The 24,145-nt window shown below is 60.2% G+C and carries 25 protein-coding genes; 11 read left to right on the top strand and 14 right to left on the bottom strand.

From position 1 onward, the window contains the following. Positions 1 to 176: 176 nt before the first annotated feature. From AC5I5B_RS16555 to alr, 6 genes are all read right to left on the bottom strand, one after another. Positions 177 to 917 carry an SDR family NAD(P)-dependent oxidoreductase gene (locus AC5I5B_RS16555; protein ID WP_003502023.1) on the bottom strand — a complete coding sequence of 247 codons (741 nt, stop codon included), beginning with the start codon at positions 915 to 917 and terminating at the stop codon, positions 177 to 179. Between the two features lie 144 nt (positions 918 to 1,061). Beyond that, positions 1,062 to 2,570, bottom strand: a complete 1,509-nt coding sequence (gene purF, locus AC5I5B_RS16560) for an amidophosphoribosyltransferase (protein WP_020009510.1) — start codon at positions 2,568 to 2,570, stop codon at positions 1,062 to 1,064. A 138-nt stretch (positions 2,571 to 2,708) separates the two neighbouring features. Then, positions 2,709 to 3,296, bottom strand: coding sequence for a CvpA family protein (locus AC5I5B_RS16565; protein WP_003502039.1), 588 nt, complete (start codon positions 3,294 to 3,296; stop codon positions 2,709 to 2,711). A gap of 89 nt (positions 3,297 to 3,385) precedes the next feature. Next, the gene (gene radA / locus AC5I5B_RS16570; RefSeq protein WP_003502040.1) at positions 3,386 to 4,792 is read right to left on the bottom strand and encodes a DNA repair protein RadA; all 1,407 of its coding nucleotides are present in this window, start codon (positions 4,790 to 4,792) and stop codon (positions 3,386 to 3,388) included. A 313-nt stretch (positions 4,793 to 5,105) separates the two neighbouring features. Continuing rightward, a complete protein-coding gene (locus tag AC5I5B_RS16575) occupies positions 5,106 to 5,360 on the bottom strand; it encodes a type II toxin-antitoxin system ParD family antitoxin (RefSeq protein WP_111834274.1) in 255 nt (84 codons plus the stop codon). 64 nt (positions 5,361 to 5,424) lie between these two features. After that, positions 5,425 to 6,600: an alanine racemase gene (gene alr, locus AC5I5B_RS16580; protein WP_111834275.1), complete on the bottom strand. Its 1,176-nt coding sequence runs from the start codon at positions 6,598 to 6,600 to the stop codon at positions 5,425 to 5,427. Between the two features lie 86 nt (positions 6,601 to 6,686). Here alr and AC5I5B_RS16585 point away from each other — a divergent pair, with 86 nt between their 5' ends. From AC5I5B_RS16585 to AC5I5B_RS16595, 3 genes are all read left to right on the top strand, one after another. Then, a complete protein-coding gene (locus AC5I5B_RS16585; RefSeq protein WP_060724023.1) occupies positions 6,687 to 7,544 on the top strand; it encodes an AraC family transcriptional regulator in 858 nt (285 codons plus the stop codon). 157 nt (positions 7,545 to 7,701) lie between these two features. Continuing rightward, positions 7,702 to 8,406, top strand: coding sequence for an AzlC family ABC transporter permease (locus AC5I5B_RS16590; protein WP_003502049.1), 705 nt, complete (start codon positions 7,702 to 7,704; stop codon positions 8,404 to 8,406). Beyond that, a complete protein-coding gene (locus tag AC5I5B_RS16595) occupies positions 8,403 to 8,705 on the top strand; it encodes an AzlD family protein (RefSeq protein WP_111834276.1) in 303 nt (100 codons plus the stop codon). Before AC5I5B_RS16590 ends, AC5I5B_RS16595 begins: the two co-directional genes overlap by 4 nt. A 99-nt stretch (positions 8,706 to 8,804) precedes the next feature. Here AC5I5B_RS16595 and AC5I5B_RS16600 read toward each other — a convergent pair whose 3' ends face one another. Continuing rightward, complete coding sequence (locus AC5I5B_RS16600; protein ID WP_003502052.1) at positions 8,805 to 10,301, bottom strand: replicative DNA helicase; 1,497 nt, start codon at positions 10,299 to 10,301, stop codon at positions 8,805 to 8,807. A gap of 311 nt (positions 10,302 to 10,612) precedes the next feature. On the opposite strand from AC5I5B_RS16600, the gene AC5I5B_RS16605 reads away from it, so the two are divergent. The 3 genes from AC5I5B_RS16605 to AC5I5B_RS16615 are packed head-to-tail and all read left to right on the top strand — an operon-like array spanning position 10,613 to position 13,900. Then, entirely contained in the window at positions 10,613 to 11,068 is a 456-nt protein-coding gene (locus AC5I5B_RS16605) for a MarR family winged helix-turn-helix transcriptional regulator (RefSeq protein ID WP_060724025.1), read from the top strand. After that, positions 11,065 to 12,813 carry an MFS transporter gene (locus tag AC5I5B_RS16610; protein WP_162690386.1) on the top strand — a complete coding sequence of 583 codons (1,749 nt, stop codon included), beginning with the start codon at positions 11,065 to 11,067 and terminating at the stop codon, positions 12,811 to 12,813. The genes AC5I5B_RS16605 and AC5I5B_RS16610 overlap by 4 nt, the downstream gene beginning before the upstream one ends. Before the next feature lie 19 nt (positions 12,814 to 12,832). Continuing rightward, positions 12,833 to 13,900 carry an HlyD family secretion protein gene (locus AC5I5B_RS16615; protein WP_031234094.1) on the top strand — a complete coding sequence of 356 codons (1,068 nt, stop codon included), beginning with the start codon at positions 12,833 to 12,835 and terminating at the stop codon, positions 13,898 to 13,900. A gap of 263 nt (positions 13,901 to 14,163) precedes the next feature. Here AC5I5B_RS16615 and rplI read toward each other — a convergent pair whose 3' ends face one another. From rplI to AC5I5B_RS16645, 6 genes are all read right to left on the bottom strand, one after another. Then, the gene (gene rplI, locus AC5I5B_RS16620) at positions 14,164 to 14,739 is read right to left on the bottom strand and encodes a 50S ribosomal protein L9 (protein ID WP_003502059.1); all 576 of its coding nucleotides are present in this window, start codon (positions 14,737 to 14,739) and stop codon (positions 14,164 to 14,166) included. A gap of 14 nt (positions 14,740 to 14,753) precedes the next feature. After that, entirely contained in the window at positions 14,754 to 15,728 is a 975-nt protein-coding gene (locus tag AC5I5B_RS16625) for a hypothetical protein (RefSeq protein ID WP_003502061.1), read from the bottom strand. Between the two features lie 185 nt (positions 15,729 to 15,913). Next, positions 15,914 to 16,162: a 30S ribosomal protein S18 gene (rpsR, locus tag AC5I5B_RS16630; RefSeq protein WP_003502063.1), complete on the bottom strand. Its 249-nt coding sequence runs from the start codon at positions 16,160 to 16,162 to the stop codon at positions 15,914 to 15,916. Positions 16,163 to 16,175: 13 nt separating this feature from the next. Further along, positions 16,176 to 16,637 carry a 30S ribosomal protein S6 gene (gene rpsF, locus AC5I5B_RS16635; RefSeq protein ID WP_003520723.1) on the bottom strand — a complete coding sequence of 154 codons (462 nt, stop codon included), beginning with the start codon at positions 16,635 to 16,637 and terminating at the stop codon, positions 16,176 to 16,178. Positions 16,638 to 16,910: 273 nt separating this feature from the next. Then, the gene (locus AC5I5B_RS16640; RefSeq protein ID WP_020811737.1) at positions 16,911 to 17,423 is read right to left on the bottom strand and encodes a ClbS/DfsB family four-helix bundle protein; all 513 of its coding nucleotides are present in this window, start codon (positions 17,421 to 17,423) and stop codon (positions 16,911 to 16,913) included. Between the two features lie 14 nt (positions 17,424 to 17,437). Beyond that, entirely contained in the window at positions 17,438 to 18,481 is a 1,044-nt protein-coding gene (locus tag AC5I5B_RS16645; RefSeq protein ID WP_111834277.1) for an aldo/keto reductase, read from the bottom strand. Between the two features lie 222 nt (positions 18,482 to 18,703). On the opposite strand from AC5I5B_RS16645, the gene fabD reads away from it, so the two are divergent. The 4 genes from fabD (at position 18,704) to fabF (ending at position 22,581) form a co-directional block, all read left to right on the top strand. After that, a complete protein-coding gene (fabD, locus tag AC5I5B_RS16650) occupies positions 18,704 to 19,648 on the top strand; it encodes an ACP S-malonyltransferase (protein WP_003502070.1) in 945 nt (314 codons plus the stop codon). Positions 19,649 to 19,746: 98 nt separating this feature from the next. After that, a complete protein-coding gene (gene fabG / locus AC5I5B_RS16655; protein WP_003502072.1) occupies positions 19,747 to 20,484 on the top strand; it encodes a 3-oxoacyl-[acyl-carrier-protein] reductase in 738 nt (245 codons plus the stop codon). A gap of 350 nt (positions 20,485 to 20,834) precedes the next feature. Further along, positions 20,835 to 21,071 (top strand): acyl carrier protein, encoded by a 237-nt coding sequence (locus tag AC5I5B_RS16660; RefSeq protein ID WP_003502080.1) that lies wholly within the window; start codon positions 20,835 to 20,837, stop codon positions 21,069 to 21,071. A gap of 247 nt (positions 21,072 to 21,318) precedes the next feature. Continuing rightward, the gene (gene fabF, locus AC5I5B_RS16665; protein WP_003502082.1) at positions 21,319 to 22,581 is read left to right on the top strand and encodes a beta-ketoacyl-ACP synthase II; all 1,263 of its coding nucleotides are present in this window, start codon (positions 21,319 to 21,321) and stop codon (positions 22,579 to 22,581) included. Here fabF and AC5I5B_RS16670 read toward each other — a convergent pair. Continuing rightward, complete coding sequence (locus AC5I5B_RS16670; RefSeq protein WP_162693415.1) at positions 22,569 to 22,766, bottom strand: hypothetical protein; 198 nt, start codon at positions 22,764 to 22,766, stop codon at positions 22,569 to 22,571. The two genes, fabF and AC5I5B_RS16670, sit on opposite strands and share 13 nt — an antisense overlap. Positions 22,767 to 22,910: 144 nt before the next feature. On the opposite strand from AC5I5B_RS16670, the gene mltG reads away from it, so the two are divergent. Continuing rightward, on the top strand, positions 22,911 to 24,131 hold the full coding sequence (mltG, locus tag AC5I5B_RS16675; protein WP_003502086.1) for an endolytic transglycosylase MltG: 1,221 nt from the start codon (positions 22,911 to 22,913) through the stop codon (positions 24,129 to 24,131). Positions 24,132 to 24,145: the final 14 nt, after the last annotated feature.

Here is a 24,145-nt window from a genome sequence, read left to right on the forward strand (position 1 = left end):
GTTTATCTTTCTTGACCTTGCGGGAGACGAAAACGATCTGGCCGGTGGCGAACCAGCAAAAAAAATCTCAGCAGCAGGTGCAGATCATCGTTCTCATATCTTGCTTTATGGCGCGGCGGTGCGGCCCGGTCAAGAGCAACCGTGGTGGCCGTATCGCCGCTCCGGGCGGAAAATATTCACTCCGGCTGGCGGTAGTCCACGAATTTTCCCTCGCGCACGAGGAAGAGTTTGCCTGTTTCGGTCAGATCGGGCGAGGCGAGCGGAAGAATGGCCGCGGCCACCTCTGATGGGTGCGGCACGGTTGTCGGATCTTCGCCGGGCATGGCCTGAGCGCGCATGGCGGTGCGGGTGGCGCCGGGATTGATGCTGTTGACGCGAAGCGCGCTCTTCTGCGTCTCGGCAGCCCAGGTGCGGGCCAGTGCTTCGACTGCCGCCTTGGAGGTGGAATAGACACCCCAGAAGGGGCGACAGCTATGGGCGGCGCCCGAAGACAGGATAAGTGCGCGGCCGGCATCCGACTTCAGAAGCAGCGGCTCGACCGAGCGGATCAGCCGCCAGGTGGCGGTAACGTTGATGTTCATGACCCTTTCGAAGACTTTCGCTTCGATATGGCCAACCGGCGAGATGACGCCGAGAACACCGGCATTGGCGACGAGAATATCAAGTTTGCCCCAGCGCTCGAAGATATTGGCGCCCAGCGCATCGATGGCTTTCATGTCGGAGAGATCGAAGGGAACGAGCGTCGCCGTACCGCCGACGGCCTTGATGGCGTCGTCCAGCTCCTCAAGGCCGCCCACCGTGCGGGCGCAGGCGATGACATGCGCGCCGGCCTTGGCAAGTTCCAGCGCCGTGAAATAGCCGATGCCGCGCGAAGCGCCGGTAACGAGAGCGATTCGGCCCTTGAGATCGATAGTCATGGTCTCCCCCGAAATGATTGCGCTTCCTTCTACGAAGCGCCGCTGGCCTTTCGCAAGCGATCATATCGTCGCATGCGCTTGCCTGAACAAAAGGCAAGAAAAAAGCGGCCCCGGAAGCCGGTGGCCGCTTGTTGATCTGGAAAATCAGCCGTTGCTGGCCAGCATGGAAATCTTGCTGCCCATGGCCTCGCCGTTCTGGTCGAGAAGGCGGGTCGGATAATCGCCTGTAAAATAATGGTCCGTGAACTGCGGACGCGCCGGGTTGCGGTTTTCGCCGCCAACGGCGCGGTAAAGACCATCGATCGACAGGAAGGCGAGCGAATCGGCGCCAATGAACTTCGCCATCGCTTCGACATCGGCATATTGGTTGGCCAGCAGCTTGTCGGCGTCAGGCGTGTCGATGCCGTAGAAATCCGGATGGAAGATCATCGGGCTGGCGACGCGGATATGCACTTCCTTGGCGCCGGCCTCGCGGATCATCTGCACGATCTTGACCGAGGTCGTGCCGCGCACGATGGAATCATCCACCAGAACTACACGTTTGCCTTCAATCATCGCCCGGTTGGCGGAATGCTTGAGCTTGACGCCGAAAGCGCGGATCTGCTGCGTCGGCTCGATGAAGGTACGGCCGACATAATGGTTGCGGATGATGCCGTATTCGAAGGGAATACCGCTTTCCTGCGCAAAACCAAGAGCTGCCGGCGTGCCGCCATCGGGAACCGGAACCACGACATCGGCTTCCAGCGGGGCTTCCTTGGCAAGGTTCATGCCCATATTCTTGCGCGTCGTATAGACATTGCGGCCGCCGACGACGGAATCGGGGCGGGCGAAATAGACGTATTCGAACAGGCACAGACGTTCCGGCTGCGGCTTCGACGGCTTGCGGGCGTCGATGGTGATCGAACCATCAGGCTGGATTTCGCAGATGATGACTTCGCCGTTTTCAACGTCGCGCACGAATTTCGCGCCGATGATATCGAGAGCACAGGTTTCCGAGCAGAAAATCGGCTTACCATCAAGCTCGCCCATCACCAGCGGGCGGATGCCGATCGGGTCGCGCGCGGCAATCAGCTTGGTGCGCGTCATGGCCAGCATCGAATAGCCGCCTTCCATCTGGCGGATGGCGTCGATGAAGCGGTCGGCGGTGGAGCTGTGACGCGAACGGGCGATGAGGTGCAGCACGACTTCGGTATCCGATGTCGACTGACAGATGGCGCCGGTGGCGATGATCTGGCGGCGAAGCGTCAGGCCATTGGTGAAGTTGCCGTTATGGGCAATCGAAATGCCGCCTTCTTCCAGTTCGGCAAACAGCGGCTGCACGTTGCGCATCGCCACTTCGCCTGTCGTGGAATAGCGGGTGTGGCCAATCGCGATGGAGCCGGGCAGGCGGGCAAGGGTTGCCGGATCGGTATAATGATCGCCGACGAGGCCCATATGGCGTTCCTGATGGAAGCGCTTGCCATCGAAGGAGACGATGCCGGCTGCTTCCTGGCCGCGATGCTGAAGCGCATGCAGGCCGAGAGCGGTCAGCGCCGAGGCATCGGCATGGCCGAGAATGCCGAAAACGCCGCACTCTTCATGCAGCGTATCGCCGTCGATCTCTTCCTTGAAAGTGGCCCCAGGGAACGGGGAATGCGAAAGCGGCTCAATCATCCGGCTTGCCCTTGCTCTCTAACGAGAAAAAAGAAAGACCTCTCCGGTGAGTATTTCCCCCGGTCGGTCCGTCTGTGTCGTGCTTGATATTTAGCACAAATAGCGCGCCTTGCATGCATTGCAAGGCGCGACACTGTGTCAATTATTCGTTGCCGGCGGATTTGTGGCCGGCACATCTTCCGCAGGCGCCTGCGTGGTCGTCGGTTCCTGTGGCTTTCCGAGGATGCGGGCGCGGATCTGCGGCTCGATATCGTCAGGCAGAACCGCCTCCAGCTTGCCGACCAGCCCGTCGAGGAAAGGCTTGGACTTCGCCTGCGTCACCCATTCCGGCTGCGTCTTCACATCCACCAGCCAGTTCCAGAAGGCGACCGCGACGACCAAAAGCAGAATGCCGCGCGCCGCGCCGAACAGGAAACCGAGTGTGCGATCCAGCGCGCCGATGCGACTGTCGATGATGAAATCGGCAATGCGCGAGGTGATGAAGGAAATCACGATCAGCGAGACAAGGAAAACCACGCCAGCCGAGCCGGCAATGGCGATCTTGTCGTCATCGGTATAGTTGCGCGCATAGGGCAGCAGGACCGGATAAAGATAATAGGCGGCGGCGACCGAACCGGCCCAGCTCGCGATCGACAGAATCTCGCGGGAAAAACCGCGTACCATCGCAAGAATGGCGGAGAAAAGAACAACGGCGATGACGATGCCGTCGAAAATTGTAATGGGCATATACCAACTCCGGAGGTGCGACGCCTTGTCAGACGCTGCCTTGCCAATTTTGCGATCCTCTTACACCACTGTTTCCCCTGGCGAAAGGATCAATATTCGTCGTCCTCAACCTGTTTGAACCGGTTGCCGGAGCCGGCGATGCGGGCCACGAGGTCCGGAAGGCTTTCGATTTCCGTCCAGCGCCCCTTGCCGCCTTTCGGCAATTCAGCCGAAGCAGAAGGCAGAAGTGCGGCGGAAAAGCCGAGTTTTTCAGCTTCTTTCAATCGCTGGCCCGTATGCGAGACCGGCCGTACCGCGCCCGACAGGCTGATTTCGCCGAAATAGACGCAATCGGCGGGCAGGGCAAGACCGGCAAGCGAGGAAACCAGCGCAGAGGCAATCGCCATATCGGCGGCCGGTTCGGAAATGCGGTAACCGCCGGCGACATTCAGATAGACGTCGTGCTGGCCGAGCTTCACGCCGCAATGGGCCTCCAGCACGGCAAGGATCATGGCAAGCCGCGAACTGTCCCAGCCGACCACGGCGCGGCGCGGCGTGCCGAGCGAGGTGGCGGCGACCAGCGCCTGTACTTCGACCAGGATAGGGCGTGTGCCCTCCATGCCGGCGAAGACAGCGGCGCCCGGCGATTTTTCGTTGCGCTCACCGAGGAACAGTTCGGAAGGGTTGGAAACCTCGCGCAACCCCTTGTCCGACATTTCGAACACGCCGATCTCATCCGTCGGCCCGAAGCGGTTCTTGACGGTGCGCAGAATGCGGTAATGGTGGCCGCGGTCGCCTTCGAAATAAAGCACGGCATCAACCATATGTTCGACCACGCGCGGGCCGGCAATCTGACCTTCCTTGGTGACATGGCCGACAAGCACCATGGTCGCGCCCGTCTGCTTGGCAAACCGGATCATCGCCTGCACGCCGGTGCGCACCTGCGTCACCGTGCCGGGGGCGGAATCAGCCGTGTCGCTCCAGAGCGTCTGGATGGAATCGATGATGATGAGATCGGGACGTTTGCCCTCGGAAACCGTCGCCAGAATATCCTCGACATTGGTTTCGGCGGCCAGCAGCACATCGGTCTCGGCCGCACCCAGACGCTGGGCGCGCAGGCGCACCTGCGCCACCGCTTCTTCGCCCGAGACATAGACGATGCGATGCCCGCGCCGCGAAAGGGCGGCCGCCGCCTGCATGAGCAGCGTCGATTTGCCGATGCCGGGATCACCGCCTATCAACACCGCAGAACCGCGCACGAAACCGCCACCGGTCGCACGGTCGAGTTCGCTGATGCCGGTCGGGATACGCGGCGCCTCCTCGATTTCACCGGAAAGCGAGGTGAGCGTGACGGGGCGGCCCTTCTTCGGCGTCTTGCCTGGCCCGGAACCGATGCCGCCCATCGGATCTTCCTCGACGATGGTATTCCACTCGCCGCAGCCTTCGCATTTTCCCGCCCAGCGGGTGTGAACCGTGCCGCAGTTCTGGCACACGAATTGGGTCTTGGCTTTGGCCATGTGATGTCAGTTTTCTTCTTCTACGTCTTCAGCGCCAACGTGTTGATGGCCATGGACGATGCGTAATATGCGCAGCTCGTTTTCTTTTACACGAAAATAGATGCAGCGATTTTTATGATTGACGGCGCGAAGGCCGCTACTGATCCAGTCACGGGAACCCCTGTGAGACCTAGCCGCGCCGAGTCCCGGATTTTCCGTTCGATGGCCGATACGAGCTGTTCGCCGGCGGCCGGATTTCTATCCTCCAGATATTTATAGATGTAGATAAGATCACGAATGGCGCGCGATGACAGCGAATACGCGCGGGCCTTTATCACTTTTCGTTTCTGGCGCGTTCGATGATGTAGGCGGTCAGATCATCATCCGTCGAAAAGGTCACGTAATCACCCCGTTCGAACTCTGCGTCAGCTTCGTGAATCATCTTCCGGAGCTCCGCGAGTCTTCCCTCGCCACTGCTCAGCAATTGCAGGCTCGCATGAATGACGGCGTCCGCATCGCTATAGATGCCCGCCGCCACCTGCTCTTCGATGAACTTCTCGTCCTGCTCGCTCAAATGGATTTCGGGCATTTCGATCTCCTTTTGTTCTCTTGTAGCACAGGTCACTTCCGCTTTCCAAGAGCCAAGGTGCGGCCTAGTCGTCGGCCATCAGATATTGCCGCTCATAACGCAGGCCAAGCCCCGTCAGCATCTCGTAACCGATGGTGCCGGCCGCCCGTGCGGCCTCATCAACAGGCACATTCGGGCCGAAAAGCTCGATATAGTCGCCGGCACGGATGGCATTGGCCGGAGCATCCGTCACGTCGAAAATCGTGAGGTCCATGGTCACCCGGCCGGCAACGGGGACCTTGTGCCCGTTGACCACACCATAGGCGCCGCCATGGCCCATTTCGCGCAGCGGAATGCCGGAGCCGGAAAGCGAACGCTGGTATCCATCCGCATAACCGACAGATGCGATGGCAAGGCGGCTTGCCCGTTTCAGCAGGAAGGTGCCGCCATAACTCACGGTCTGGCCTTCGCCCGCTTCACGGATCTGGATGATCCGCGCTTCGGCCGTGGCGACGGGACGCATCGGGTTTGCCATGTCATTGACCGCTTCGCCGCCATAAAGGGCGATGCCGGGGCGGGTGAGGTCGAAATGATAGTCGGGGCCGAGAAATATCCCGGCGGAAGCCGAGAGACTTGATTCGATGCCTTCGAAAGCAGCGCTAACCTTCCGGAATGATTCGAGCTGGACCCTGTTCATCGGCGAGGAGGGCGTGTCGGCGCAGGCGAGGTGCGACAGCACCAGAACCGGGTCGAAACTCGCCGGCCGCGTCACGTCGTCGGCCAGAAACAAGGCGTCGTCGAGCGGCAGCCCCAGACGGTTGAAGCCGGTATCCACATGCAGCGCGCAGGGGTGGTCACCACGCTCGGCAACCGTCGCCATCCAGAAGGAAAGTTGCTCCTCGGAGGCCAGAACCGGTACCAGGTCATTGTCGAAAACCTGGCGTTCCTGGCCTTGCCATATGCCTGATAGCACGAAGATACGCGCTTCCGGGGCATAGGAACGCAGGGTCGCACCCTCGGCCACAGTCGCCACGAAGAAATCGCGCGCGCCGGCATGGTAAAGCGTCGCGCCGCAATCCTCGATGCCGAGACCATAGGCATCGGCCTTGACGACAGCCGCCGTCCGCGCCTTGCCGGAACGCTTTTTCATGTCCCGCCAATTATCGGCGAGAGCGCCGAGATCGACGGTCAGCCTCAGCGGTGCGTGCTCGAAAGCATCGGTTTCGTTTTCGGGGAAGCTATCTTCGAAGTCGTCTGTCATGCCATGCGTCCGGTTGATCTTGAACCGGTTGGGACCCTAGCACTTTTGTTCAAGACGGTAAGGACGGAATGCTCTAAACTTCGCTCATGCACAATGTTTCGCAGGAACAGGCCCTTGATTTCATGCCCGTTGCCACGACGGAAACCACGCGTTTCTGGCGTGACCGGCGTTTTGGCGGCATGGAGTGCCTGAGCGCGACTTTTCTCACCCACGAATATTCGCCGCACGCGCATGACACGTTTTCCATAGGCGCGATCGAAAGCGGCTCGCAGATTTCCACCATCCAGGGCACCACCGAACAGACGGGGCCGGGGCATCTTTATCTCATCAATCCGGATGAGATTCACGATGGCGCACCGGGCGGCGGTGGTTATCGTTACCGGATGATCTATCCCGATACGGAACTGCTGCGCGACATCATCGAGGATGTCACGGGCAGGGTTTTCCACGGCACACCATCCTTCCCCAGATTTCTGCCGCGCGATCCGCAGATGGCGGCCGCCTTTCAGATGGCGCACCGGCGGCTGGAGGGGAAATCCGGTGCTCTTGAGGCGGATGAGGGCATGTTCTCGGTTCTGGCGGCTTTGTTCGGCAAGCACGGCAGCGCCATCATTCTGCCGGTCGAAACCCGAGAGAAAACGGCGGTTTACACCGCCCGCGATTATCTCTCTGACAATTACGAGACCGATATCGGCCTTGAGGAACTTGCCTCCATCGCCGGTCTCAGCCGCGCCCACCTCATCCGCGCTTTCAGGAAAGAGTTTCACATCACCCCGCATGCCTATCTGACGGATGTGCGCATCCGCAGGGCGCGCCGCCTTTTGCGCGCCGGTGAGATGCCGGCCGAGGTTGCGGCTTTGTGCGGTTTTGCCGATCAGGCGCATTTCACTCGGCATTTCAAGGCCCGCACCGGCGTCACGCCGGGGCAGTTCCGGGTCGCCTGAGTTTAAAGCATTTCCAGGAAAGTGGCCCCCGGTTTTCCGTTCGGAAATGCGACAAAACAAAAAGCGGAGTTTCAGCAGAAAACCGCATAACATCACTTTCGTTCAAGACCGCAGGATGTCGCAAGCGTAATCCCTCTCTTTCGAAAGGGAGAATGCGATGTCCATATCGGGAAGAAGCGGCGAGTTCGGTGCGGGACTGAGGGCGGCTGCCCCATTGCTGGTCGCCATGGTGCCGATCGGCGTGGTGTTCGGTGCGGTCGCCATCGGTAAAGGCCTGTCGCCGCTCGAAGCGTCGCTGATGTCGCTGCTGGTCTTTGCCGGCGGCTCGCAATTCGTTGCGATGGATTTATGGACCCATCCGGCAAGCTGGAGCGCACTTGGTTTTGCGGCGCTGCTGGTCAATCTGCGCCATGTGCTGATGAGCGCTTCCATCGCCGGTAAGCTGGATGATTTCAGGGGCTGGCGGAAATACGCGGCCATGCTGGTGCTGACGGATGAATCCTGGGCGCTGTCGGAGTTCCGCGTCATTGCCGGTCGATTGACGGCAGCCTTCTTCACCGGGGCCGCCCTGTCGATTTATCTCGTCTGGAACCTTGCCACGCTCGCCGGTGCGCTGCTGGGTTCGGTTGTGGGAGACATGTCGGTCATCGGTCTGGATTTCGCCTTTCCGGCCGTTTTCATCGTGCTGCTCATGGGCTTCTGGAAAGGTAGGGAAACCGGCTTCGTGCTTGTGGCAAGTGCCTCCGCGGCCTGTCTCACCCATGCGCTTGTTCCCGGCGCCTGGTATATCGCCGCCGGCGCCCTGGCTGGACTTGCCGTTGCCGCCTTCGGCCACGAGGAACCGGCGGAGCAGCCGGCATGACGCTCGATTCGAATACGCTGCTGACAATCCTTGCCATGATGGCGGCAACCGTCGCCACGCGTCTTGGCGGCCTGCTGCTGGTCAGTCATTTTACCCTGACACCGCGTCTGAAAAAGGCGCTCGGCGTGGTCCCTCCCGCCGTCCTGATGGCCGTGGTCACCCCGACGGCGCTTGCGAGCGGTCTGGCGGAAACCATCGCCTGCGCAATAACCGCCGTCGCGGCGCTGCGCCTCAGCCTCCTGCCGGCCGCCGCGCTTGGTGTTGCGGCCGTGGCGCTGCTGCGCGGAATCGGATTGTGAGAAAATTCCACCAAGGCTCTGAAAAGACTCGGGCCTTGTTTCCGGAACGTGGGATATAGCCGAGACGGTAAACATACCCTCTCGGCTATTATGTCCGGATCAATGCTCTTCGTACTGGCTGAAGCTCGGATCGGCGAGATCGGTAAATCGCGTGAACTCGGACTGGAAGGCGAGCTTCACCGTGCCGGTCGGTCCGTGACGCTGCTTGGCGATGATGACGTCGGCCGTGCCTTTCACCTTGTCGAACAGGGCTTCCCATTCAGTATATTTGGGATCGGAAATATCGCGCGGCTCCATGTTCTTGACGTAATATTCCTCGCGGAACACGAACAGCACCACGTCGGCGTCCTGCTCAATCGAGCCCGATTCACGCAGGTCGGAAAGCTGCGGGCGCTTGTCTTCGCGGCTTTCCACCGCACGGGAGAGCTGTGAAAGCGCGATGATCGGAACGTTGAGTTCCTTGCCCAGCGCCTTGAGGCCTGTGGTGATCTGGGTGATTTCTTGCACGCGGTTTTCGCCGCTCTTGCCGGAGCCGGTCATCAGCTGAACGTAGTCCACCACCAGAACATCAAGGCCGCGCTGGCGCTTCAGGCGGCGGGCGCGGGCGGAAAGCTGGGCAATCGAGATACCACCGGTCTGGTCGATATAAAGCGGCACTTTCTGCATCATCTGGGAGCAGGCGACGAGCTTTTCGAAGTCGGCCTCGGTAATGTCACCGCGACGGATTTTCGAGGAGGACACTTCGGTCTGCTCGGAAATGATACGGGTCGCCAGCTGTTCGGACGACATTTCGAGCGAGTAGAAGCCGACGACGCCGCCGTTCTTGGCCTTGTACGACCCGTCCGGCTGCACTTCCTGCTCGTAAGATGCGGCGATGTTATAGGCGATGTTTGTCGCAAGCGAGGTCTTGCCCATACCCGGACGACCGGCAAGCACGATAAGGTCGGAACGCTGCAGGCCGCCCATGCGGGCATCGAGCGAGTGAATGCCGGTGGAGATGCCCGAGAGGTTACCGTCGCGCTCGAAGGCCGCGCCCGCCATGTCGATTGCCAGCGCCACGGCATCGTTGAACGACTGGAAGCCGCCGTCGTAACGGCCGGTTTCCGCCAGTTCGAACAGGCGGCGTTCGGTATCTTCGATCTGCGCCTGCGGCGGCATGTCGAGCGGGGCGTCATAGGCGATGTTGACGACATCCTCGCCGATTTGAATCAGCGCACGGCGCAGCGCCAGATCATAGATCGCCCGGCCGTAATCTTCCGCGTTGATGATCGATACGGCTTCCGCTGCCAGACGTGCGAGATACTGCGCCACCGTCAGATCGCCGATCTTGTCGTCGGCGGGTAGGAAGGTCTTGATCGTCACCGGATTGGCGGTCTTGCCCATACGGATGATATCGCCCGCCACCTCGAAGATCTTGCGGTGCAGCGGCTCGTAAAGATGCACGGGCTTCAGGAAGTCCGACACGCGGTAATAGGCGTCGTTATTGACGAGGATGGCGCCGAGCAGCGCCTGTTCGGCCTCGATATTGTTCGGCGCTTCACGGTAATGCGGTTCCGCCGGTTGCGCGGGGGTGATCTTTCTCACAGCGTCGTTCATGGTTTGCGCGATCTCCCTTTGCCTTTGTCCTTAAACCTCGGGTTTGGCTTTCTGGGGCATGGCAGTCAATGATATTGTTGCAACACTCTGTGGCAGGCTGACGTCCGCTCTACGAAGCTTGATCACATCTTCAGTTGTCCCCAGCAATCCACAGGCGGTGGGGAACAAGGTGCCGGGGTCTTCCGGCAAGGTGATTCGCTGCCATGAGTTTATCGCATGGCAGACCCGTCGTGAAAGAAACTTGAAAATCGTCAGTCTTACGAATAAATAGGCAGAAAATAAGTAGTGTGCTAATTATAAGGCTTGCTGACATGTCCCGCGAGACCGACAAGGAACAGCTTCTCGATGAAGTCTCCGCTTTCACCCGGAAACTGCGCGCGTTTTTCGACGCGCGGGTGGGGGAGAGCGGGCTGACGCTTGCGCGGGCGCGAGCGCTTTTTGCGCTCTCGCGGCGTGGACCGCTGACGCAGACCGAGCTTGCCGAGGAAATGGAAATCGAGACGCCGACGCTGGTGCGGGTGCTTGATGGCATGGAGAAGCAGAACCTCATCGAGCGCCGTTCCGACGAAACCGATCGCCGCGCCAAACGCATCCACATGACGGCGGAGGGCGAGAAAACCTCCGAGACGGTGCAGGCGATGGCAAAGTCGCTGCGCTCTGAGATTGCCGCCGACATTTCCTCGCAGGAACTGGCGACGGCGCTTGATGTCATGCGCCGGCTTTCGGCCAATCTGCAAAATCTCGCGGCCGGGAGGGTGCAATCATGAGCAACCTCGTACCGCAAACCGCTGACAAGGCCGCTTCCCAGGATGCCGAAGGAACTGCCAAACCAGCCGACCTTCCGGAAGCGGCAGTGACGCCGATGAGCGCTTCGGGCGCGGGCGAAACCGTGCCGGAACCTGCCGCTGCCGCCGCACCGCAGCCGGTTGAGCGGCCGCTCTGGCTGCGGCTGTGCTTCATTTTTGCGGGCCTGTCGTTCTTCATCACACAAGGCCTGGGCATGAATCTCGTCATGGCCAATATCTACCAGTTGCAGGGCGAGTTTTCCGCCACGGTGGCTGAGGTCGCGTGGCTTTCCGCGGCCTATATGGCGCCTTACGCCACGTTTTCCATCGCGCTGTTCAAGGTCCGGGCGCAATATGGCCTGCGGCCCTTCGCCGAAGTCTCGATTATCGTGTTTGTCGTGGCCTCCTGTCTCAACCTCTTCGTGACCGACCTGCATTCGGCAATCGTCATCCGTTTTGTCAGCGGCATGGCCGCCGCGCCGATCTCGTCGCTCGGCTTTCTCTATATTCTGGAAGCCTTTCCGCCTGCGCGGAAATTCTCGCTTGGTTTCAGCATAGCGCTGACGGGCACGTTGCTGTCAGCGCCGCTCGCCCGCATCGTCTCGCCATCCCTGTTGGAAATCGACGGATGGAACGCGCTCTATTCCATGGAAGTGGGATTCGCGCTGATCGCTTTCGCCATGATCTATGTGCTGAAGGTCACCCCGCCGCCGCGCGCGAAAGTCATCGAGCGCATGGATATTCTGAGCTATCTCTTGTTTGCAGGCGGTCTCGGCTGTCTGGCGGTCATGCTCACCCTCGGCCGGTTCTACTGGTGGTTCGAAACATGGTGGCTGGGCGCCCTGCTGGCGACGTCGATCGCACTTCTGACGCTGATGGCCTTCATCGAATTGCCGCGCAAGAATCCGCTGCTCGACCTGCGCTGGATTTTCTCGAAAACCAACCTGCACATTATTGCGGTCCTGCTCGTCTACCGTGCGGTTTCCTCCGAGCAATCCTCAACGGCGGTCAGCTTTTACCAGCAGCTCGGCCTGCTGAACGACCAGACGACGACACTTTATGCACTTGTGCTTTTGGCGACCGTTCTCGGCGGTGCGGCCTGTGCCTGGCTGATGCTGACGAAATACGTCGATACCGCCCATGTGATTGCGCTGGCGCTGATCGCCGCCGGTTCATTCATGGATAGCCAGTCCAACAATCTGACGCGGCCGGGTGAGATGTATCTCAGCCAGATGATGATCGCCTTTGGCGCGGCCATGTTCCTGCCGCCCGTCATGGCCAAGGGTTTCGCCGCCGCGCTGGCCCGGGGTGCACCCTATCTGGTGAACTTCATCACCATCTTCCTGTTCACGCAGATCACGGGTTCGATGCTGATGACCGGCCTGCTTGGCAGTTTCGTAACGCTGCGGGAGAAGTTCCACTCCAATATTCTGGTGGAAAATATCCTGCTTACCAATCCCATGGTCGCCCAGCGTGTCTCACAGCTTTCCGGCGCTTACAGCCATGTCATCACCGATCCGGCATTGCTGAAGGCAGAGGGGCTGTCACTGCTTGGCCAGCAGGTCAGCAGGGAAGCCTATGTGCTTGCTTATAATGACACGTTCCTGCTGATTTCAGTCGTTTCCGCGCTGGCGTTGGCCGCGCTTTTGATCCACCTTGCATGGCTGCGCATCCGTCCTTTCCTTTTCCGGGAAGACATCGATGCCGCACCGGCACCACAGTCTTGAACATTCCAAGAGTGACAAAATGCTGAAGAAGTTTTTTACCCCCGTTTCCATTCTCGTGCTGCTCGGCGGTCTCGCCGGCGTGGCGCTGGTGCTTTACGCTTGGCGGCTGCCGCCGTTCCTTTCCACCGTCGAAATGACCGACAACGCCTTCGTACGGGGTTATGTCACGACGATGAGCCCGCAGGTGAGCGGTTATGTCGTGGACGTGCCGGTGAAGGATTATCAGGAAGTCAGCCAGGGCGCGCTGCTCGCGAAGATCGATGACCGTATCTACCGCCAGAAGCAGGCGCAGGCGGAAGCAACGCTCGATACCCACAAGGCCGCACTCGACAATTCCCGACAGCAGGAAAATGCCGCCAACGCCAACATCCGCTCGAGTGAAGCGGCGGTCGACAGTGCCGAGGCGTCGCTGAAACAGGCGCAGCTCGCCTCCGACCGGCAGGATAATCTCATCAAGAGTGGCGCCGGCACCTCCAGCCTGCAAGAAGAAGCCCATGCCGGGCTTGAAAAGGCGAGGGCGTCGCTCTCCCAGGCCAAGGCGGCGCTTGAGGTTTCCCGGCAGGATCTGCAGACCATCATCGTCAACCGCAGCTCGCTGCAGGCGGCCGTCGCCAATGCCGAGGCCGCCGTCGAGCTCGCCCGGATCGATCTCGCCAATACCGAAATCCACGCTCCCGTGGATGGCAGGCTCGGCGAGGTCGGCGTGCGCACTGGTCAATATGTCACCGCCGGAACACAATTGATGGCCGTCGTGCCGCACGATGTCTGGGTCATCGCCAATTTCAAGGAAACCCAGCTTGCCGGCATGCAGGTGGGCCAGCCCGTAACGATTTCCGTGGATGCCCTGCATCGCCGCAAGCTGACCGGCCATGTGGAACGGTTTTCGCCCGCGACGGGTTCGGAATTCGCCGTCATCAAGCCTGACAATGCGACGGGTAATTTCGTGAAGATCGCCCAGCGTCTCGGCGTGCGGATTGCGATCGATGCGGATCAGCCGCTTGCGGCGGAGCTTTCGCCGGGCATGTCGGTGGTGGTGCATGTGGATAAGAGCAAGGCGCCTGAGGGGGCGGAGACGGCGGCGAAGTAGTTGGGCGTAGAGGCTGCGGATAGCGGGCACCCCCCTCTCTCCTGCCGGACATCTCCCTCTCAAGGGGGGAGATCAGCAAGAAGCTCTGCCGTTGCTTCATTCTCAAACGTTGAGATGGCCGTGACCTCGCCGCGGGTCGATCTCCCCCCTTGAGGGGGAGATGCCCGGCAGGGCAGAGGGGGGTATCTCTCCACACATTCCATGCAAACAAAAAACCCCGGATGTCGCCATCCGGGGTTTTCCTTTGACCTTTAAGCCAAATCTTATTCGTCGTCGCCGTCGCGATCAGCTTCCGGATCGAAGAAGTCTTCCGGACGCAGTGCGTCTTCGTCAACGCCGTAGATGGCGTCAGCGGAGGTGAGGCTTTCGCCCTTGGCCTGACGCTCTGCTTCTTCAGCCGAACGGGCAACGTTCAGCTCAACCTGCAGCTCGACTTCTGCATGCAGGTGCAGGGTGACGTTGTGCAGGCCGATGGTCTTGATCGGCGTGTTCAGTTCAACCTGGTTGCGGCCGATGTTGAAGCCTTCGGCAGCCAGGATTTCGACGACGTCGCGAGCAGCGACAGAGCCGTAGAGCTGGCCGGTTTCGCCAGCCGAACGGACGACGATGAAGGACTTGCCTTCAAGTGCTTCGGCAACCTTCTGGGCTTCCGACTTGCGCTCGAGGTTACGGGCTTCAAGCGTTGCGCGCTCGGTTTCGAAACGTGCCTTGTTGGTGGCGTTGGCGCGCAGCGCCTTGCCCTGCGGCAGCAGGAAGTTACGGGCGTAGCCGTCGCGAACCTTTACGGTTTCGCCCATCTGGCCGAGCTTGTTGATGCGTTCGAGAAGAATGACGTCCATCTTCTTGATCCTTTCTATGGTTTGGTTTCGTTCGAATTGTCGGTTTTCCGCGCCGGTGTAAGAGAGATCGTGCTGCGCACGTCGCTCAGGCCGAACACGAGAATGATGAACAGCGGAAAGACAAAGACCGCCGAAAGATATGCGAGAATGAGAACCGGCAGCCGCCAGTCCTTGCCGCGGGCGCGCTTGTGCAACGAGGCGTAACCCGCCATCAGAAAGCCCGCGCCGAAGGTGCCGCAGATGACTGCGCCGACCATGGCCGCGACGCCGCCGAGGAAGATGGCGACGATGCCGGCGAGGAAGATGAAGATGGCGTTGCGGTGCATGCGCAGCGCCGAAGCGATGTCCTCGCGCGGGCGCAGACCCTTGCCGAAGGTGCCGACCACTCGCGTCGCGAAATAATAGGCGGCAAACAGCAGGATGACCCAGAGACCGCCCTGAACGATCGGCAGCAGAAGTACAAACAGGGACTTCGTCCGCGCCAGTGCCTCGACATCGGGTTCGAACAACGGTTCGCGGTTCTGAACCGAGGTCATAATCATGTCGATCATACGCGTGACGAGATCGGGACCGTAACCGATCATCCAGCCGAGAATGACGACGGCGACGGAAACTAGAATGCACAGATGCAGGACGATGCCGGAAAGCGGATACCAGGCAAGCAGATCATCCGGACCGCCGAGTTCGGAGGCCGGACGCGCCAGATTGGCGAGATGCGAAAGCCAGCCCGCCGGGATCAGCGTGAAGATTGCGATGGTCAGCGCAAAAAGCGGCGACATGACCAGCGCGCCGATGATGGCCGTGGTGATGATCGCGATAATGGCGGCGCGGTTGCCCCAGCCCATGCCGGCGATGAAGATCGGCATGGCGGAACCGGCATAAAGCAGGAAGGACAGGGACGACTGTGCCGTTGCGCCAAGCGTCAGAAACGCGGCGCATATGCCGGCGAGAACGCCGGAGATCAGCACTGTCTGGTTCAACTTCTGCACTTCGCTGTCCTGCTGAAACTTAAGCAGTTAGAGGATCGCTCCTGAGAGCCTCATCCCCAACATGGGTTTTTCAGAGTATCGATCCGCGCCCAACGCGGAAGGATTATAATTTTCGACCCGCTGATCAAGAGTCAGCTGATCGAGAAAAGCGAGGCTGCGATAAACCGCAGCCTCGCTTTAATTCATTACGCTACTACGTAGGGCAGCAGGCCGAGGAAGCGGGCGCGCTTGATCGCCTGGGCGAGTTCGCGCTGCTTCTTCTGGGAAACGGCCGTGATGCGGGACGGAACGATCTTGCCGCGCTCGGAAATGTAGCGCTGCAGGAGACGTACGTCCTTGTAGTCGATCTTCGGAGCGTTGGCGCCGGAGAAGGGGCACGTCTTGCGACGGCGGTGGAACGGGCGGCGTGCCTGGGAAGAGGATGCGTCAGCCATAGGTCAATTCTCCTTATGCACGGTCTTCGCGCGGACGGCGCGGACGGTCTTCGCGGTCGCCGAAGCCACCTTCGCGCGGTGCGCGGGGACCACGATCTTCACGCGGGCCACGGTCCGGACGGTCGCCGTCACGGCGCGGACGGTCGTCGCGATCGCGCTTCTGCATCATCGCGGACGGGCCTTCTTCGTGGGCTTCGACGGCGATGGTCATGTAGCGAAGAACGTCTTCGTTGATGCGCATCTGGCGCTCGACTTCATGGATGGCGGCCGCCGGAGCGTCGATGTCCATGAGAGCGTAGTGAGCCTTGCGGTTCTTCTTGATGCGGTAGGTGAGGGACTTCAGACCCCAGTTCTCGATGCGTCCGACTTTGCCGCCGAACGATTCGATAACGCCCTTGTACTGCTCGACAAGTGCGTCGACCTGCTGGGCAGAAATATCCTGCCGGGCAAGGAAGATGTGTTCGTAAAGAGCCATTTAAGCTTTGCCTTTCTTGCGTTTCGTCCTTCACCCGGCAACGGCGCTAAGCCTCAACGACTGCTCTTGGGTAGGCGGTAAAGCCTTAAAGCAAGAAAAGCGTTGTTCGAGACGGTCGAGAGCGGAGACACGGGAGGCCGGAAAAACCTTATGGTTCCTGCTGTTCCGTTACCGGAACCAGCCCTCCGTTCAGCCACCAGCCAATTGGACCGGGTGTTATGAACAGCGCGCTTATACGGATTTTTCCGCAGAAAACAACCCCGCACCGCAAAATCAAGCTATTCCTCTGGCTTTCTTCCATTTTCGCAGCCGTCCGCGGGCGTTAACGTAGGGCGAGGACGTGTTGAACTGGATCATACGGCCAAGCGACCATTTGCCGTACCAGCCGGGGGCGTAAAGCTGATGTGGATCATATGCGTTGATGGCGTCGATGATCCGTCTTTTCACACTGTCCAGTCGTTCCTGCCGTTCGGCGAAAGACAGGGAGACGTAGTCGCCATAGAATTTCTGCGCCAAGGCTCCCAGCGCATTCCACTTATAGCCTGTTTCGGGAAAATCCGGTTCACGACCTTCGGCGCGAAGCGATATCCACTTCAGCACCAGCTCTCCCCAGCCAATCAGATAGGCGACGAGGTCGTTGACGCTCATCAGCGTACCGGCTGCATGGCCGTCCATGTCCCTCGTCCCGGCAAGGTCCACCGGGACTGTTTCCAATTCGCGCATCAGCTTTTCAAAACTGCTTTCGATTGCAGTTCGCAGTTCCGTTGCGCTTTCGGGGACGGCCATGGCAACCAGCTACCTTAGATCGCCATCGGATATTGCCGATGGATCGCGGCAATACCCGTCAGCACCTCTTCCGACAGCGTCACATCCGCCGCCGCGATATCCACCTTCAACTGCTCCATCGTCGTTGCGCCGATGATGGCCGAGGCCATGAAGGGGCGTGTCAGGCAGAAGGCGATGGCGAGTTGGGCCGGATCGATCCCATGCCCGGCGGCAAGCTTTAGATAGGCCTTGACCGGCGCTTCCTGCAGCGGCTGCAACCGGCCGCCGAGATCCTTGTTGATGGAGGCGCGTGATCCCGCCGGGCGCGCGCCGTTCTGGTATTTGCCGGTCAGCAGACCCGCCGCAAGCGGCGAATAGGCGAGCAGGCCGACATCTTCGTGATGGGCGACTTCCGCCATGTCGAGATCGAAGCTGCGGTACAGCAGGTTATATTCGTTCTGAATGGTGGCGACGCGCGGCAGGCCGTTCGCTTCCGCGATATCGATATATTTCTGCGTGCCCCAGGCGCTTTCGTTGGAGAGGCCAATGGCGCGGATCTTGCCGGCCTTCACCAGTTCTCCGAGCGTCTCCAGCTTTTCGGTGATTTCGGCAAGCGTACGCTTCTTGTCCTGAGCGGAGGCGTCGAAGCCCCAGGCGCCACGGAAATGGTAGGTGCCGCGATTCGGCCAGTGAACCTGGTAGAGGTCGATGTAGTCGGTCTTCAGCCGCTTGAGGCTGGTATCCACCGCCTCGCGGATGGCGGCGGCGTCGATATCGCGGCCGCCGCGAATATAATCGCGTCCGGAGCCGGCGACCTTGGTGGCGAGCACGACCTGATCGCGCCTGCCGGTCTTTTCGAACCAGCTGCCGATATACTCCTCTGTCCGGCCCTGTGTTTCGGCGGAAACGGGGGTGGTCGGATAAAGCTCGGCCGTATCGAAGAAATTGACGCCGTTTTCGATGGCGTAGTCCATCTGCTGATGGGCTTCTGCTTCGGTGTTCTGCGTGCCCCACGTCATGGTGCCGAGGCAGATTTCGGACACGGAGATGCCCGTGCGTCCCAGTAGATTCTGTTTCATGGAGAGGTCCCGGTGCTTTGACGAGTTTTGGAAGGTGGGGTGAAAGTAATGGGGATTTGCCGCAGTGCAAGAAAAAATATGATGAAAAGAAAGGGGAAAACAGGTCGGCAAAACCCCTGACAAAGGCCTGCCATAGGGCTTCAAGCCTTGACTTCGCTGGCGGGAATGTGAATGGAAGTCCGAAAGAATAAAGGCAAGGCCAGACAAGAAGGACGACATCCCATGGGTATTGCATTCACATTTCCCGGTCAGGGAAGCCAGGCCGTCGGCATGGGCAAGGAGCTGGCGGATACCTATCCGGAAGCACGCGCCGTGTTTCAGGAGGTCGACGAGGCGCTCGACCAGAAGCTTTCCGATATCATGTGGAACGGCCCGGAAGAGACGCTGACGCTGACGGCCAATGCCCAGCCGGCGCTGATGGCCGTGTCCATGGCGGTCATGCGGGTTCTCGAAGCGCGCGGCTTCAAACTGTCCGATACGGTTTCTTATGTAGCCGGCCATTCGCTCGGCGAATATTCGGCGCTCTGTGCCGCCGGCACCTTCTCGGTTGCCGATACCGCCCGTCTTCTGCGTATCCGCGGCAATGCCATGCAGGCCGCCGTGCCGGTCGGCGAGGGCGCGATGGCTGCGATCATCGGGCTGGAGCATGATGCGGTGTCCGCAATCTGCGAGGAAGCCGGCATCCTCGGTGTCTGCCAAATCGCTAATGACAATGGCGGTGGCCAGCTGGTTATTTCCGGCGGCAAGGCTGCCGTTGAAAAGGCGGCGGCGATCGCTTCCGAAAAGGGCGCCAAGCGCGCCATCATGCTGCCGGTCTCGGCACCCTTCCACTCCGCACTGATGGCGCCGGCGGCGGAAGCCATGCGCGAGGCGCTGGCCAAGGTCGAAAAACACAACCCGGTCGTGCCCGTTGTCGCCAATGTGCGCGCCACACCCGTTTCCGATGCCAATGAGATCGCCGCTTTGCTGGTCGAGCAGGTAACGGGCCAGGTGCGCTGGCGCGAGACGGTTGAGTGGTTCGCCGCCAACAATGTGACGCAGCTTTACGAGATCGGTTCCGGCAAGGTGCTGACGGGCCTTGCCCGCCGCATCGACAAGACGGTGAACGGCGTTGCCGTCAACGGCGCTGCCGATATCGACCAGCTTCTCGCCACTCTTATCGGCTGAGACGGGCTTCGCCCCGTAACGGCCTTTTGTTTTACGATAATTCCCGATGCAATTCCGTTAAAAGGCTTTGCGGAATTGCTCTAAAGAAGGAACGGAACATGTTAGATCTGACAGGCCGCAAGGCTCTCGTAACCGGCGCGACCGGCGGCATCGGCGAAGAAATCGCCCGCCTTCTCCACAGCCAGGGCGCAACCGTCGGCCTGCACGGCACCCGCGTTGAAAAGCTTGAAGCGCTGGCGGCGGAACTTGGCGACCGCGTCAAGATTTTCCCGGCTAACCTTGCCGACCGAGCCGAGGTAAAGGCGCTCGGCGAAAAGGCCGAAGCCGAGCTGGAGGGCGTGGATATCCTCGTCAACAATGCCGGCATCACCAAGGACGGCCTCTTCGTGCGCATGAGCGACGAGGACTGGGATAACGTCATCGAAGTGAACCTGACGGCGATGTTCCGCCTGACGCGCGAGCTGACACATCCGATGATGCGCCGCCGTTTCGGCCGCATCATCAACATCACCTCCATCGTCGGCGTCACCGGCAATCCCGGCCAGGCCAACTACTGCGCCTCCAAGGCCGGCATGATCGGTTTTTCGAAGTCGCTGGCGCAGGAAATCGCCACCCGCAACGTCACCGTCAACTGCGTGGCGCCCGGTTTCATCGAAAGCGCGATGACCGGCAAGCTGAACGACAAGCAGAAAGACGCCATTATGGGCGCCATTCCGATGAAGCGCATGGGAACCGGTGCGGAAGTCGCGTCGGCCGTTCTTTACCTGGCTTCCAATGAGGCAGGTTACATGACTGGCCAGACCCTGCACGTCAATGGCGGCATGGCGATGATCTGACGGCGCATGAGGCCGTCATGAAAAGGATTGCGGCGCTGTTTAAGCACCTTCTTGGGTAGCTGGCGCCGCAAGGCCCCGCCGACTGGTTTTCGGCGAAATAGCCTGTCATACGCTGTGCTTAGCGCGTTTTCAGGCTTTTCGACCGATTGAAACCATGTTAAGCGGGCCAAGACTGTGAACAGTCGTCCCGGAGAGACAGGAAGCCGTTGCGATTTTGCGTGACGATGTCTAGCTTGGACCGGGTTGAACGGGTTTGCCAGCAGTGCCGGATTTGAACGGCGCATGAGGGCTTCTAACAGGGCAGGGTGCCGTAAGGCATTCCCTTTAAAATAAAGGTCGAGGAAACCGACATGAGCGATATCGCAGAACGCGTAAAGAAAATTGTAATTGATCATCTTGGCGTTGACGCCGACAAGGTTGTTGAAGGCGCTAGCTTCATTGACGATCTGGGCGCTGATTCGCTCGATACCGTTGAACTGGTCATGGCTTTCGAAGAAGAATTCGGCGTCGAAATTCCCGACGACGCAGCTGACTCGATCCTGACTGTCGGCGACGCCGTAAAGTTCATCGAGAAGGCCCAGGCCTGATCGACCTTCATGGGGGAGGTGCAATATCCTCCCGTCCTTGGCCCGGCTCGTCCGGGCCAATGTTTTATAGGCAGGACGGTACATGCCCCAAGCGGCGCGTGTTCCGGGCGATGCATGAGGTCACGGGCCGGAAACGGCGCCCGCAGCCATCATGCTGACATTTGAAATACTGCAACATCGAATGAACATCCCTGATGTCCGGCGTTGCATGAAGACCGATGATTTGGATAAGGGCGGAGCGTTGGCGATGAGGCGTGTCGTTATCACCGGTACCGGCATGGTATCTCCTCTTGGATGTGGGACGGAAGTGACCTGGGAACGGCTTTTGGCCGGCCATAACGGCGCCCGTCTCGTGACTGAATTCGAAGTCGAAGACCTTCCGGCAAAGATCGCCTGCCGTATTCCCGTAGGCGATGGTTCCAACGGCACCTTCAATGCCGATGACTGGATGGAACCCAAGGAACAGCGCAAGATCGATCCTTTCATCCTGTACGGCATGGCTGCCGCCGACATGGCGCTTGCCGACGCGGACTGGCACCCGGAAACGGACGAGGACCAGATCGCCACCGGCGTTATGATCGGCTCTGGCATCGGCGGCCTGGAAGGTATTGTCGAGGCGGGCTATACCCTGCGCGACAAGGGCCCGCGGCGCATTTCTCCCTTCTTCATTCCCGGCCGTCTGATCAACCTCGTATCCGGCCAGGTTTCCATCCGCCACAAGCTGCGCGGACCGAACCATGCGGTGGTGACGGCCTGCTCGACCGGCGCGCACGCCATTGGCGATGCCGCCCGTCTGATCGCACTCGGCGATGCCGACGTCATGGTCGCCGGTGGCGCTGAATCGCCGGTCTGCCGCATCGCGCTTGCCGGCTTCGCCGCCTGCAAGGCGCTTTCAACCCAGCATAATGACGATCCGCAGAAGGCCTCGCGCCCCTATGACCGTGACCGCGACGGTTTCGTCATGGGTGAAGGTGCAGGCATCGTCGTTCTGGAAGAGCTGGAACACGCCAAGGCGCGCGGTGCGAAGATTTACGCCGAAGTCGTTGGTTACGGCCTTTCCGGTGATGCCTATCACATCACCGCTCCGTCCGAGGATGGTGAAGGCGCCTATCGCTGCATGTCGATGGCGCTGAAGCGCGCCGGCCTGACGCCTGATGATATCGATTACATCAACGCCCATGGTACTTCCACCATGGCGGATACGATCGAGCTCGGCGCGGTCGAACGGCTCGTCGGCGAATCGGCCGCGAAGATTTCGATGTCTTCCACCAAGTCGGCCACCGGCCATCTTCTTGGTGCGGCGGGCGCTATCGAGGCGATCTTCGCCACGCTTGCGATCCGCGACAACATCGTTCCGCCGACGCTGAACCTCGACAATCCCGATGTGGAGACGAAGATTGACCTGGTGCCGCACAAGGCGCGCAAGCGGCAGGTCAACGTGGCGCTTTCGAACTCCTTCGGTTTCGGCGGTACCAACGCCTCCCTCGTGCTGCGTCGTTACGAAGCATAATCCCCGGCGGCGGCTCTGCCGCCGCGCTGGCGCCCTCCCACCGGGTGCTGACAAAGGCCGTTCTTTCCTTTGAAGAACGCATTGCGGCTTGCGAAAGTCATTCCGGTTTTCGCGCCGATATTGTAGTCGTTTATGAAGCGTTTGCCGGTTCGGGGTGATTTCCGGCCGCAGGCTGCTTCCTCCATCGGCTTTGTCCGAAACGATGTTCGTGAAGCGGAAAGATATGCTTCACGATATCTCCATGTGGTGCAGGAAGACATTCCGAACCTGTTTTTGCCGCATTACCTGCGCAAAAAGCGCTGACAACGCCGAACTGAAAAGGACCGACGGTGAGCGACACGAACCAGAACAGCCAGGGACCATACGGACAGAACGGCGCGGGCGAAGGCAATCGCGGCCCGATCATTCCGAAATCCCCGACGGAAGCCTTGCGGCCGGAAAAAGTACCGGCACCGCCCAAGCGCTCCCGTAAGGCCCATGGCCAGCTTGTAATCTTTCTGAATTTTCTGATGACGCTTGCAGTCGCGGTCTGTGTGCTGGCCATTGCCGCTTTCTATTACATGATCAATGCGTTCCAGGAGCCCGGTCCGCTTCAGACGAACACCCATTTCACGGTGCGCAATGGTGCCGGCATCATCGAGATCGCCAATAATCTCGAGCGCAACGACGTCGTCTCCAACGCCCGCGTCTTCCGCCTGATGACCGGCAGCTACCTGCAAAAGGACCAGACGCTGAAGGCTGGCGAATACGAGATCAAGGCCGGCGCGTCGATGAAGGACATCATGATGTTGCTGGAGTCCGGCAAGTCGATCCTTTATTCCGTGTCGCTGCCGGAAGGCCTGACCGTGAAGCAGATGTTCGCGCGCCTTGGAGCAGACGAAGTGCTGGACGGCGAATTGCCCTCGGCCCTGCCGCCGGAAGGCAGCTTGCGCCCCGATACCTATCGCTTTACCCGCGGCACCAAGCGCGAAGAAATCATCAACCAGATGAGTGCGGCGCAGGACAAGCTGATCGACATGATCTGGGAGCGGCGCGATCCTGACCTGCCGATCAAGACCATCGAGGAATTTGTGACGCTTGCCTCGATCGTCGAGAAGGAAACCGGCAAGGATGACGAGCGCGCCCATGTTGCTTCCGTTTTCTACAACCGTCTGAAGAAGGGCATGCGCCTGCAATCCGACCCGACGATCATCTACGGTCTGTTCGGTGGCGATGGCAAACCGTCCGATCGCCCGATCTACCAGTCTGACCTGCAGAAGCAGACGCCGTTCAACACCTATGTCATCAAGGGCCTGCCGCCGTCTCCGATCGCCAATCCGGGCCGGGCGGCGCTTGAGGCCGTTGCCAATCCCTGGCGCACGGATGACCTTTATTTCGTTGCCGATGGCACCGGCGGCCACGTCTTTGCCAAGACGCTGGAAGAGCACAACGCCAATGTGCGCCGCTGGCGCAAGATCGAGGCTGAGAAGGCTGCTTCCGGCGCCAATCCCGATGTTGTCGTGGATGGCCAGCCGGGCGGGGCCGAGGCGGAAAAACCCGCCAACAACTGATAATCTCGACCGGG

This window comes from Agrobacterium sp., from assembly GCF_059499945.1.

Bases quoted from the DNA above. Each gene is read 5' to 3' on its own strand.
- AC5I5B_RS16645 (WP_111834277.1), bottom strand. From the start codon at position 18,481: ATGAAACAGAATCTACTGGGACGCACGGGCATCTCCGTGTCCGAAATC.
- AC5I5B_RS16595 (WP_111834276.1), top strand. From the start codon at position 8,403: ATGACGCTCGATTCGAATACGCTGCTGACAATCCTTGCCATGATGGCG.
- AC5I5B_RS16610 (WP_162690386.1), top strand. From the start codon at position 11,065: ATGAGCAACCTCGTACCGCAAACCGCTGACAAGGCCGCTTCCCAGGAT.
- AC5I5B_RS16600 (WP_003502052.1), bottom strand. From the start codon at position 10,301: ATGAACGACGCTGTGAGAAAGATCACCCCCGCGCAACCGGCGGAACCG.
- fabD (WP_003502070.1), top strand. From the start codon at position 18,704: ATGGGTATTGCATTCACATTTCCCGGTCAGGGAAGCCAGGCCGTCGGC.
- rpsF (WP_003520723.1), bottom strand. From the start codon at position 16,637: ATGGCTCTTTACGAACACATCTTCCTTGCCCGGCAGGATATTTCTGCC.
- AC5I5B_RS16615 (WP_031234094.1), top strand. From the start codon at position 12,833: ATGCTGAAGAAGTTTTTTACCCCCGTTTCCATTCTCGTGCTGCTCGGC.
- AC5I5B_RS16670 (WP_162693415.1), bottom strand. From the start codon at position 22,766: ATGGAGGAAGCAGCCTGCGGCCGGAAATCACCCCGAACCGGCAAACGC.
- rplI (WP_003502059.1), bottom strand. From the start codon at position 14,739: ATGGACGTCATTCTTCTCGAACGCATCAACAAGCTCGGCCAGATGGGC.
- AC5I5B_RS16605 (WP_060724025.1), top strand. From the start codon at position 10,613: ATGTCCCGCGAGACCGACAAGGAACAGCTTCTCGATGAAGTCTCCGCT.
- AC5I5B_RS16585 (WP_060724023.1), top strand. From the start codon at position 6,687: ATGCACAATGTTTCGCAGGAACAGGCCCTTGATTTCATGCCCGTTGCC.
- AC5I5B_RS16660 (WP_003502080.1), top strand. From the start codon at position 20,835: ATGAGCGATATCGCAGAACGCGTAAAGAAAATTGTAATTGATCATCTT.
- rpsR (WP_003502063.1), bottom strand. From the start codon at position 16,162: ATGGCTGACGCATCCTCTTCCCAGGCACGCCGCCCGTTCCACCGCCGT.
- AC5I5B_RS16640 (WP_020811737.1), bottom strand. From the start codon at position 17,423: ATGGCCGTCCCCGAAAGCGCAACGGAACTGCGAACTGCAATCGAAAGC.
- AC5I5B_RS16590 (WP_003502049.1), top strand. From the start codon at position 7,702: ATGTCCATATCGGGAAGAAGCGGCGAGTTCGGTGCGGGACTGAGGGCG.
- radA (WP_003502040.1), bottom strand. From the start codon at position 4,792: ATGGCCAAAGCCAAGACCCAATTCGTGTGCCAGAACTGCGGCACGGTT.
- AC5I5B_RS16555 (WP_003502023.1), bottom strand. From the start codon at position 917: ATGACTATCGATCTCAAGGGCCGAATCGCTCTCGTTACCGGCGCTTCG.
- AC5I5B_RS16575 (WP_111834274.1), bottom strand. From the start codon at position 5,360: ATGCCCGAAATCCATTTGAGCGAGCAGGACGAGAAGTTCATCGAAGAG.
- purF (WP_020009510.1), bottom strand. From the start codon at position 2,570: ATGATTGAGCCGCTTTCGCATTCCCCGTTCCCTGGGGCCACTTTCAAG.
- AC5I5B_RS16565 (WP_003502039.1), bottom strand. From the start codon at position 3,296: ATGCCCATTACAATTTTCGACGGCATCGTCATCGCCGTTGTTCTTTTC.
- fabF (WP_003502082.1), top strand. From the start codon at position 21,319: ATGAGGCGTGTCGTTATCACCGGTACCGGCATGGTATCTCCTCTTGGA.
- alr (WP_111834275.1), bottom strand. From the start codon at position 6,600: ATGACAGACGACTTCGAAGATAGCTTCCCCGAAAACGAAACCGATGCT.
- fabG (WP_003502072.1), top strand. From the start codon at position 19,747: ATGTTAGATCTGACAGGCCGCAAGGCTCTCGTAACCGGCGCGACCGGC.